Source organism: Fischerella sp. PCC 9605 (assembly GCF_000517105.1).
Classification (GTDB): domain Bacteria; phylum Cyanobacteriota; class Cyanobacteriia; order Cyanobacteriales; family Nostocaceae; genus PCC9605.
This window is the reverse complement of sequence record NZ_ALVT01000032.1, coordinates 1-10,828: the sequence shown is the minus strand read 5'-3', so window position 1 is coordinate 10,828 and position 10,828 is coordinate 1. Positions and strand designations below refer to the sequence as shown.

Below are 10,828 nucleotides of genomic sequence, written 5' to 3'. Positions count from 1 at the left end.
AGAAAGTGAAGAAATCATCAAAATAATCGCCGCAATAATAGTCAAAACCAAGCAGAACAATTCTAAATAATTTTGAATTTTGAATTTTGAATTTTGAATTCGTAAAAAAGCGGGTAGCCTCCTAAAGCTTTCGGGGTCAGCTTGTTAGCCAACACCAAGAACGACTGTAATCGTTCACCCAGCTGCGGAAACAACCCAGCTAACAAACAATTTCCATCTATTAAGCTAGCAATCTATTGACCCGAAGACCATAGGGGCTACCCGGTATCAACACCCACCGGAGTAGCAAAAATGATTTTGCTGTTGAGTAAAGTCCTTAAGCAGCAAGGGAGGAGGCAGCTAGAAGAAGCAGGGAGCAGGGGGAATTCTTCTCCTCTGCTAAGAGCACCCTTCCCCTCCGCCTCTTTGTTGGGGAGGGGGGTATGAAAGGATTTGGAAAGTCCCCCAAGTGCAAGAGTTGCGTAAATCAAGAAAGACTTACGAGCGGGCGGGTTTTCCATTCTGGTCGCCAAATAGATGCTGCCCACTGGGACGAATGGGTGAAGGGTAGCTGCATTGATGAAGAAATAACCGCATTAAATTTGCGATCGCTGTCCGGCGACGAACCTTATCAATATCTAATCAGTGACCCTGCCCTAATATCCGGGAAGGTTCACCCAGATGCCCAGTGGAGATATTTGAGAAGTAAGTATGGACACGTAGAGGCGGGTGGTTGGTGGTGTTGTGGGGTGGACATCCAAAAAGGGCACATGTCCGAGTGGGGGTGTTTTAAGCCCAATACCCCTAGAGTTGATAGTAATGGCAAGACAATTAAGTACGAACATCCGCCCAAGACTCAATTAGAGGCATTCTTCCTCAAAGTTTCGCCCTTGGTTTTTGAACTAATCAGCCGTCGCTATGACGTAGCGTTGCCCTCTGACTACACCTCGGTACTCTCTTGGCCGATGATTTTTTGGCAGTGGGTGATAGATAACAATATCCCCATCATCATCACCGAAGGTGTGAAGAAGGCGGCCTGCATCTTAAGTCGTGGTTATGTTGCGATCGCATTACCGGGAATCCGCACCTGCTATCGTGTACAGCGCGACGAGTATGGGGAAGTTATAGGGCAGCCGACCCTGATACCTCAACTAGCCCCCTTTGCCACACCAGAAAGGAGAATTTATTTTGCATTTGACCAAGATAGCAAGCGTAGTACCCGCCGGGACGTGGACAGTGCGATCGCCAAAACTGCCAAGTTATTCAAAAAGCGAGGCTGCACCCCCTGTGTGATGTCTTGGGATAGAAAACTGGGCAAAGGCATTGATGATGTACTTTATAACGCAGCTGCACTGGGGGGACGCACTAATACACATAAATCGCGCAATCCTTCTCAAAACGAGCGGGCTTACTGCGAGGATTCTCAATATTACTGCGAAAAGACCGCTCGTTTTGAGAATGCTTACCCAAAATCTTGTTGGCAAGGCAATAAGCCAAAAGGATTGCGCGATTTATGCGGTTTTTTTCCACGGCTAGATAAGAACGAAATTTTTGGCAACATCTATCGAAAAGCCCAAGACTTTGAGAACTGGGAAACACAACAGATGCGGCAGTTGACTTATGAGGTTGACCAATCCCTAGACCGTCGCTACTTGTTAAATCGTGAAAATCCTAATGATACTTTACCGCCTACTAATAGTCAGTTAATTTGCTTAAAGGCTCCCAAGAAAATAGGTAAAACCGAATGGATTCGTTGGTACGTCGAGCCACTTTTAAGAAGTGGAGAAAAGCGAATTCTACTAATCACTCACCGCATACAATTATCAACTCAAACTGCTGATAGAATCGGTGTCCCTTATGTAACCGAAATCAAATCAACGGGTGAGGGTAATCGGCTTGGTATGGGGCTATGTATTGATAGCCTGCATCGTGAATCTCAAGCTCGATTTAATCCAGATGAATGGAAGAATTGCTATGTAGTTATTGATGAAGTCATGCAAGTAATTTGGCACTTGTTATCATCTAATACTTGCACGTCCCACAGAGTGAAAATCATCAAAACCCTAAAACAATTACTAATTAATGTTGTCAAAAATGGAGGTAGAATCATTATTGCGGATGCCGACTTAAATGATATTGCTATCGATTTTATTAAAGGGTTGATTGGTTTTGATGTTAAAACTTGGATTATTGAAAATACTTATAAATTTGATGAGCCTTGGAAAGTTTATCACTTCCAAGATAAAAGCCCAGCTAAGCTGGTTGCTACTCTCAAACAAAGACTGTTGAGGGGCGAGAAACACTTACTTTGCGTCTCTGCTCAAAAGGCTAAATCTCGCTGGGGAAGCACCTGCTTGGAAGCATATTATCAGAAAGAATCGGCGAAATATTGCCGAGAGTTGGAGGAAAGGTACAAAAAGGAAGTACCAGGTATTAAGATTTTGAGAATAGATTCCGAAACAGTTGCTGACCCAACCCATCCAGCATATGGCTGCACCAGTAATATAAATCAGATAATTGCTGACTACGATTTAGTAATTTGTACCCCAACCCTTGAAACTGGTGTGTCAATTGAATCGGAACATTTTCAAGGTGTTTGGGGTATATTTCAAGGCAGTTCTCCAGCCGATTCTGTTCGCCAACACCTTTCTAGATATCGTCCAGGAGTGCCCAGATATATATGGGTTAAGTCTGTGGGAATGGGATTTGTTGGTGATAAATCTACTAACTATAAAAGTTTAATTGCTAGCCAAAGGAAATTGGATAAAGCCCATATTAAGAAGTTGCTTGAAGCAGGGTTTGAAGAGTCTGTTGATGGTAATTTTGAGCCAATTTGTCTAACTACTTGGGCGAAACTGGGGGCAATTATCAATTCCGGTATGTGGAATTACTCCGAACAAATAATTGCAGATTTGGCAGCAGAGGGACATATCATCAAATCATCGGATGAGGCGAACGAAGATACCTTTGATGGCGATGATAAGCCTATGGCACTGCCAAATGAATCCCAAGTGTTAGCGACAAAGCATGATATTGATGATAACAGAGATGAACAATATCAAATATATAAATCAGAAGTTTCAGCCTCAGAGAGTATTGATGATAAGCAATATGAGGTATTAAGCAAGCAGCAAACGAGAACTAAATCCGAATTATTAAAGTTAAGAAAAGCGCAACTAGAACGCACTTACAACATAAGAGTAGATGCTGAGCTAGTTGCCAAAGATGATGATGGCTGGTATTCAAAAATTAGACTACATTATTATTTTGATGTGGGACGAGATTTCCTAACTCTAAAAGATAGCACTACCATGACATCACTGATTAGTGAAGGAGATTATTTCATGGTGGACATGTCGAAGCGGCTCTTGAATAAAAAGATTGATGCTTTAAGCTTTTTAGGAATCGAGCGATTGTACCAAGGCACGAATTTCAGCAAGAATCATCCTGTCATTCTAGATATTTTTGACAAGTGCAAACGAAATGTAAATGATTTGAAGTTAATTTTGGGAATTGATTTCTCTAAAATTGACGACCCGATTACATGCACTCAGCGAATTCTTAATTTAATTGGGCACAAGATGCCGTTCCTACGCAAACAGGGGCGTAGGGGCAACCAGGAAAGGATTTATGGTACTCCTGGGGCAGACTTTGAAAAAGTAGAAAACAACAGCAAGCGACCCAAGTATCGACTCGACGACAATGGACAAGCGATCGCTGTTTGTGATGGTCGAGAGCAAGTATTTGAGCAATGGTTGAAGCGAGATGTCGAGGCGGTTTTGAAATCCGACAAAGAGTCCCAGAACATAGCACCTCAAGAAAATTCGGCAGTGTCAGGCAATATTTCGGAGCCTTCTTGTGATTGTACTGCTCAGCCTGCTAGAGCAAAGCAGCCGACACAGCCACAACAAGTTAACGACTCCAAACGCTGCTGGGTATGGTATTGCTGCCAATGGAAGCAGGCAATTGTTAAAACATTTGAAGACAGACCACAGGAGAAATTCTTCAAGGCAGTCGTGGAACTTGTAGGAGGGCTTGAAGTTATTGTTTGGCAACGAGAGTGTTTTGAGATGGCGGCATGACGCACCCCAAGGGGGTGAATTCAAAATTCCACGCCCGCAAAATTCAAAAGAATATAGGGTTGCGGGTAGTCATTGATTGATTATCTATTTATTTATATGAGTGGTGGCTACTGCTACACATACTACGGGTGTAGTATAAGCCGTAGCCAGATGGGGGACTGGCGTAGACGCCCCTTGTGGGCGGCTCAAGGTAGAGTACCCGAAGGGGAACAGGGAGGAAGACATAAGTGTTCGACTGCGTGTTGAGGTTGTATGAAAACAAATGTAGTAGAAGCAGATTCACTCAAGCGAGTGTTTGGATTGTCAACTCTGGTGATTTACGGAGTGGGTGACATTCTGGGTGCGGGAATTTATGCGGTAGTCGGAAAAATCGCCGGAGTTTCTGGCAGTTTGGTTTGGGCTTCGTTCTTGCTCGCGATGATTGTGGCGGCATTCACAGCTTTAAGTTACGCCGAACTGGGCAGCCGATTTCCACAAAGCGGTGGAGTTGCCTGCTTTGTCCACAGAGCATTTCGCACCGACTGGCTCTCAATATTGGTCGGGTGGCTAATGTTTTGTACGTGTTTGGTTTCGATGGCGACGCTCTCGAAAGCATTTGCCGGCTATCTCAACGCTTTTGTACCAGCGATTCCAGCTTGGCTAATTATCCTGGCGCTTTTTTCGGTGCTGGCATTTGTTAATTTCAGAGGCATGAAGGAGTCCTCGGCTCTGAATATTTTTTGCACATTTGTTGAGGTTTGCGGTCTTTTGATTGTGATTTTGGTTTCAACCTTGTTTTTGAGCGGTGGTGGCACGGCTAATCCTGCTGCTGTCGGTAACGAGCAAGCCATAGGTTGGAGTGCAGTGGTTCAGGGAGCAGCACTGGCTTTCTATGCCTTTATTGGATTTGAAGATATTGTCAATGTTGCAGAGGAAGTTAAAAATCCCGAACGTAACGTGCCAATAGCGATCTTACTTGCCTTGGCGATCGCGGGCGTAGTCTATATACTAGTTTCCTGGCTTGCGATTGGGGTACTCAATCCCTCCGAGCTTGCTGCTTCAGGTGCTCCGTTACTCGATGTAGTTCGTCGAGCGCAGCCCAATTTTCCCCAGGTTATTTTTACAATTATTGCTCTATTTGCCGTACTTAATACGGCGCTGCTAAATTTTGTCACGGCATCGCGGCTGTTGTTTGGGATGTCGCGTCAAGGACTGCTACCACTTTGGTTAGGGAAATTACATCGACGCAGAGCCACGCCTTATCGAACGCTGCTGGTGATTTTACCAATTGCCATTTTTCTGGCACTTTCTGGAACGCTGCAATTTTTAGCAGGAACCACCGCCACCTTGATTCTGGTAATGTTTTGTCTTGTCAACCTCTCGCTGCTACTTATAAAACGCCTATTGGCTGAAACTAACGGGTTTCGGGTTCTCTATATAGTCCCGGCGATCGCGTTGCTGTTAGATCTGGTTCTGATTGCTTTTGCTTCTGGTGCAAGTCACATTTTGGCGCTGGTGTTTGTAGGAATTGGAATGCTTCTAATTGCGATCCAAAAAGCTTTCACAAGAGGGTAATGAAGAAGAATGGGTTTACATCTTGTCAGGTCGAGGTATTGCGGAAATTGGAGATAGGTCATACTCAGTTGAACCAGGAGACTTCATGGGATTTAGTCATGAATTGATTAATCTATTTATTTATATAGGAGGTGACGAAGAGAACTAGTTCTAAAAAAAGAATCGGTTGACAGTGGCATTAAAGATTTTGGGTGAGAATTGGTAGCCACCACCTGTTGGGCGTCAAACCAATTCAAAATTCAAAATTATTAATTCAAAATTAAAGAGTTGGGAGTGGGGGCTTGTACCCACCACGCAATTGTTGACCACTGAATTTTATTCAGTGGTCTACTGTACTCAAAATTAATCAATTCAAAATTATTTTTCTTATTAATTTTGAATTTTGAATTTTGAATTTTGAATTCAAAAAAGGTCAATATGGGAAGTTTTGCTCCCGAGGAAGTAATTATGGAATCCACTGAGGCTACTAAGGGCATTGAGCAGGCTGCAACTGACACACAACAGAGTGTTGAAAATTCACAACCCAACTCGCCAATGTTTCAGGCTGTAGGAGTGATTGTTGGGGAGGTGACTTTTAGCGAAGATAGAGCCACGATTGCCATCGGGAGTAAAAAGTACCCGCTTTTATACATCTCCAGCAAAAAGAAAGGCTACGAAGGTCTCAAAAAAGAAATCGAAACATCTGGTATAAGTAATCAACGTCTAATTGTTTACCCGAAATTTACCCATTTCCCACGCAAAGAGCAACCGCCTCACGTTGCTTTTCAGCTAGTCGGCTTTGATAAAAAGCGTAAAGGGGAAGCAATTTCAGAACAGCTTTTTGATATGGAATTTAAGCTGTGTGGGCTGTGGCAGTTCATCCCTGTCTGTAAAACACCGTGTATATCCGTGTTCAGAAACTTTTCAGAGCAGCGACTGGATTATATCAAGCAGGCAGAACCAGCAAAGAAAGTTAAATTTATGAAGTCCAGCCACCTGCCATTGATTTGGAGAGATGCACCAGTTCCACCATTTCGGTTCAATCCCAAAGCAGAAAAAGAAGAACAGGGGCGGCCAGTGTTTGTCCAGATTAAAGCGAAATTTCTGCCCCATCGCGATGTTTTCGGCTTTGATTCCCTATTGGCTATCCCTGAAGAAAAAGCACCAAAATTTCTCAAGGCTTCTAAGGAGGAGAAAGCTACCGCACTCTCACAAAAGCGTGACAAGCGCGACAGCGACACAACAGCAGCTGCATCGGCAACAAACCAGCTATCGCCCAAACCCAAACCCAAACCCAACAAGAGGACACAGTAATACAGTTATCAGCTAGAGCTTGTGGCGAATAAAAGCCTTAAGTTCGTGAAGATTTCTGCCTTTTTGACAGTTGTGAGTGCGCGAGTTTACCACGCCGATAGAGTCGTGATAATGGCGAATATGGTCTTGGTAGACAGTGAAAAACTGCTTGACAGCGTCTGGGTGGATGCGCCATTCACGCTCTAACAAGCGCTTAGTGAAAGCAAAGCTGCGATTGGGATACTGGTGGTTCCACTGTTTGAGTGCTGCGAAAATCCGCATCGCCCGTTGTTGTGCGCTACCTAATGGGGCGGGAATAGAATCAGCAGGGGTGCTATACATTGGGGATTTGGGCATTTGAGGTTACGCATATTGGCTAGGGAAAAAGAGGGAGGTTTCTTCGAGATATCTCGCGCTTGCCCACGAATAAATAAGGGGGCATCAAACCTCCCTCTTTTTCTAAGTATCGCCTCGGTGAGATGATTGGTAGAGTTACCTGTTTTTAAATCATACCCCTGTGTCATGCTCACAGGCAGTCAGCTGGCGCGAAATAGATAAAGATGCCCTTAGCATCCCCGCAGGAATAAGTTGGTCAGGCTTGGCAGCGCCGTACCCGGCGCTGCCCCCTCCACGAGGGATTTTGAATGAGTTGAATAAATATAAGCCTGACCAACTTATTTTTGCTCAACCCCTTAGTTGCGACCGCTGCTGTTGCGCTCCGGCGGTGGTACGTGTGTGATGAAACGTGGACAAAAGTGGACAACCCTAGCAAATTCGAGCAGGGTTATTGCGAAAACCATATAGATTGTTGAGAAAATCCTGCTCGAATTTGCCACCTTGACTAAAAATATAATCGGCAAAGCGCCTTTATATAAAGGGTTGTCCACTTTTGTCAGGATTAGAGGTAACGGGAGCAATACTTTTGTGATGTGGTGCAAGTTGATCAACTTCGCTCGCGGAGCGATCGCTATGGTTGCTTGGCTTGTATGTATAGGCTGATATTAAGCAGACAGCGATCGCTCCTTTGTTAGAGCGTGAGTAGATTTGAAGCACGGCTGTCGCGTACCACGCTATTTGACCGTGATGCTTGTTGCCAGTTCTCCAAACCCAGATAATCGCGGGCTAGAGCTTTGAGTTGCTCCCTTGGTATTTGTTTGTGCTGCCAAGGTTGGGAAAAACCCTGACAAAGTGGGACAACCCTTTTGGTTTATTGGTTTGGCGAACTAGATTTTGAGTGAGGAGTGTCAAAAAGCGCGGTTTTTCTCAACAATCTTGAGAATAATTGCAATAACCCGCGCTTTTTGACAAGGGTTGTCCCACTTTGTCTAGGAAAAATGTAGCGGCTGGGATTTTTTTTCGCAGGCTTGTGCCTAAAACTTCTATCCTGCATATTTCACCTCTTGCCAGTTATCCAACCCTAAGTAGTCACGGGCGATTGCTTGAAGTACTTCATCCTTTTTGAGTACAAGGGCATTGTGGCGAGTGCCAATGAGTAAACGGCTATGATGCTCATCGAGTTCACTTGAGCGCTCCTTAAGAATGTCCTGGATAGCCTTCTGATAATTTGCCCCCATCGCACTTGCCAGTGCTTTGATCGTAGGAATTGAGATTCGTAATTGAGTGTCTGAGCTTTGCTGGCTTGTGTTCCAGGCTAGAAGGGCATCAATAATTTGATTGAGCTTCTCATCCGTATCACCTCTTTTGCGGCGCGTGGGAGCTTCTGTTAGAGGCTGTGTGGTAGTGGTGGTGATAGTTGATGAACTCAAGGCTTCGGTTGCGCCGTATTGCAGTGCTATCGGTTGAAGGGGTGTCTTTTCGGTTGTTGGTTGTGGCAATGCTAGGCTTGGCTGTGTAGCAGTTGCACCATTGGCTCCCACACCCAAGAACTTCTTGATACCTTGTAGCTGCGATTCAGTTTCTTGCAACTTCTGTTTTAATCGGGCGTTTTCGTCGCGTAGACGATTCAATTCGTCAGTGGTAGTCTGTGCCCCTTTGAGTTGATCTCGTTGGGACTGTAGCTGATGCAGGGTTCTCTCCAAAGCGTCGATGCGGTCAGTGAACCAACTCAGGCAGTTCGTCAGTTCGCTCACTGTCCTTTGCTGGTGCTGCTGTTGCTCTTCATCACCTGACTTGAATGCTTCAATGAGCGCGTGAAACAATTCACCTGTTGAACCCGTGACACCCCGACGCGCCATCAGGCTTACCATTTCTTCCAAGTCAGCTGCGTGTATCTCTGGTCGCTTGGTCTTAGGTTTTGCGGTCGGTTTAGCCATTGTGGTTTCCCTTGGTCGTAAGGGTGAATTTTCCTCAATTAGAATTTCTTCAGTCGTAGTAGAGCGACAGCGAAAAGATTCCTGATTGATTTCTTTATCTGTATCTGTATCTGTATCTGTATCTTTATCTATAAATGGCTCTGCATCTTGAGCCGCTTCTTTATCCTTATCCTTGTCGAAGATTGCTGTTGACTTTGCTGGTGTTTCCTTTGTGAAAGCTTGAATAATTTCCAGATCGGGCAATTTGCCTAGTTTGATACCCAATCGACCATCTCGATTGCCGTCACTTGTTCCAATCGCGTAATCGTCATAATTGGCTCTAGCACTGTAGTTGGGGAGTTTGTGCCCATCTGACGTGAGGGTAAAGTGTCCTTGAATTTCGGCTTTGAAATTGTGTTCTGGCACATTCGGAGGGCAGAACCAGTGAGCCGCGATCGTGGCGTAAACGGCTCGAAAAATGTGGCTGTAAAGGTTCTCCCCATCAGCCCGTGCTGGAATCAAATCGTGAAAATGCTGATGGCACTTTGTCGCAACAAACCCGCTGTAACGGTTATTCACGGTCTGTTTTGCTATCTTAGGAGTGAGGCTGACCAGTTTGAGATCCTCAATAGAGAGCGATTTCTGAAGCCGCTCAATTGCCTTGAGCACCCGACGAGCAGGTGCGAGTGTAGGAATCTCAATGATTAGGCCCGGAGCATTAGCCTTCTTGCTCATCTCGCTAAAGTTCAGGCTCCAAGCTGTGGAGAGCGAGAAATCAGAGAGCAAGATTTCACTAATCCGCCTTCCAATCAATACGGAGAGTCCTGCTGCGACATCTGACCATTCGGCACTGTTGAGAAGGCTTGTAGCTCGTTCTACAAGCGTTTCAGCCGTTGCACTGGTGAAATATTTCGTTTCTCTTACTGCTAGCCGTCCACGCTGTTCCTCGTTCAGTTTCCGATATTGCTCAGTAGTGGGGGAAACGAGCGCGATCGCCGGATGATTGGAGTCAAGAGTTTTGATGGCTTGCACTACGTTGGAGCGGTAGTTTTTTTGCTGTGCACTTGTTGTGAGTTGCCGCGCCTGTAATTCCTCTTCTAGCGTTTGAGCAAAGGCAAGAGCCGAAATTACCTGATCCTTGAGTTGAGGTAGGTAAGTCCGAATGAAATGCTGCACCCATTTAGTAGCCCCGTGAGAGGCAGCGAGGTCAAGCCAATTGTCAGGAAGTTTGTCCATAACGTCATTTGTTTATCTATATCTCTATGATACCTTAACCTTAGCGGTTTTTGCAGTTATCCTATTCAATTTAGCTAAAGTCAGATAGAAATAATTAATAGCCGGATTTTCCCTTATTACAACTAACTTGCTGCAATCGAGCAATAGCAGTACCTCTGCTTTGTCAAGCACTTTGTCGATAAGGATAGCCGATAAGATAAACTATTGATTGAAATACCTTATTGTTTGAGCTGACAAAAGCGCAATTTCCGCTAAGGAATCTAAAGCGGTCAACAGGTTAGGCTATGCAGTAAAACCCTACAACCCTTATCATACAATAGCTTTAGGCTTTCAGCACGCCAAGCGATCGCTTCCCATCCTTAACCTTAGCGATAGCTTAGCGATAAGTTATTTCAATAGATAACTTATCGCTAGGGATATCCTGACAATAAGGATAAGGATAAAATTAGTATC

At 44.8% G+C, this 10,828-nt stretch carries 7 protein-coding genes; 4 read left to right on the top strand and 3 right to left on the bottom strand.

Going from position 1 to position 10,828, the window contains the following annotated elements; genetic code table 11:
* Positions 1-422 precede the first annotated feature (422 nt).
* The 4 genes from FIS9605_RS0100225 to FIS9605_RS35860 all read left to right on the top strand — a co-directional run bounded on the left by FIS9605_RS0100225 (position 423) and on the right by FIS9605_RS35860 (position 6,908).
* Positions 423-4,061: a plasmid replication protein, CyRepA1 family gene (locus FIS9605_RS0100225; RefSeq protein WP_026730792.1), complete on the top strand. Its 3,639-nt coding sequence runs from the start codon at positions 423-425 to the stop codon at positions 4,059-4,061.
* A gap of 252 nt (positions 4,062-4,313) precedes the next feature.
* Positions 4,314-5,615 carry an APC family permease gene (locus tag FIS9605_RS0100220; protein ID WP_026730791.1) on the top strand — a complete coding sequence of 434 codons (1,302 nt, stop codon included), beginning with the start codon at positions 4,314-4,316 and terminating at the stop codon, positions 5,613-5,615.
* Complete coding sequence (locus tag FIS9605_RS44800) at positions 5,584-5,763, top strand: cupin domain-containing protein (RefSeq protein ID WP_231510189.1); 180 nt, start codon at positions 5,584-5,586, stop codon at positions 5,761-5,763. The genes FIS9605_RS0100220 and FIS9605_RS44800 overlap by 32 nt, the downstream gene beginning before the upstream one ends.
* Positions 5,764-6,062: 299 nt before the next feature.
* Positions 6,063-6,908 carry a hypothetical protein gene (locus FIS9605_RS35860; RefSeq protein ID WP_155960309.1) on the top strand — a complete coding sequence of 282 codons (846 nt, stop codon included), beginning with the start codon at positions 6,063-6,065 and terminating at the stop codon, positions 6,906-6,908.
* Between the two features lie 12 nt (positions 6,909-6,920).
* Here FIS9605_RS35860 and FIS9605_RS0100205 read toward each other — a convergent pair whose 3' ends face one another.
* From FIS9605_RS0100205 to FIS9605_RS0100200, 3 genes are all read right to left on the bottom strand, one after another.
* On the bottom strand, positions 6,921-7,244 hold the full coding sequence (locus FIS9605_RS0100205) for a hypothetical protein (protein WP_026730790.1): 324 nt from the start codon (positions 7,242-7,244) through the stop codon (positions 6,921-6,923).
* A 510-nt stretch (positions 7,245-7,754) separates the two neighbouring features.
* Positions 7,755-7,940, bottom strand: a complete 186-nt coding sequence (locus FIS9605_RS42140; protein WP_155960308.1) for a hypothetical protein — start codon at positions 7,938-7,940, stop codon at positions 7,755-7,757.
* Positions 7,941-8,266: 326 nt separating this feature from the next.
* Entirely contained in the window at positions 8,267-10,375 is a 2,109-nt protein-coding gene (locus tag FIS9605_RS0100200; protein WP_026730789.1) for a protelomerase family protein, read from the bottom strand.
* Positions 10,376-10,828 lie beyond the last annotated feature (453 nt).

What these genes read in the sequence shown, in the direction of transcription:
- FIS9605_RS0100225 (WP_026730792.1), top strand. Translation starts at nt 423, where the DNA reads ATGAAAGGATTTGGAAAGTCCCCCAAGTGCAAGAGTTGCGTAAATCAA.
- FIS9605_RS0100220 (WP_026730791.1), top strand. Translation starts at nt 4,314, where the DNA reads ATGAAAACAAATGTAGTAGAAGCAGATTCACTCAAGCGAGTGTTTGGA.
- FIS9605_RS35860 (WP_155960309.1), top strand. Translation starts at nt 6,063, where the DNA reads ATGGAATCCACTGAGGCTACTAAGGGCATTGAGCAGGCTGCAACTGAC.
- FIS9605_RS0100205 (WP_026730790.1), bottom strand. Translation starts at nt 7,244, where the DNA reads ATGCCCAAATCCCCAATGTATAGCACCCCTGCTGATTCTATTCCCGCC.
- FIS9605_RS0100200 (WP_026730789.1), bottom strand. Translation starts at nt 10,375, where the DNA reads ATGGACAAACTTCCTGACAATTGGCTTGACCTCGCTGCCTCTCACGGG.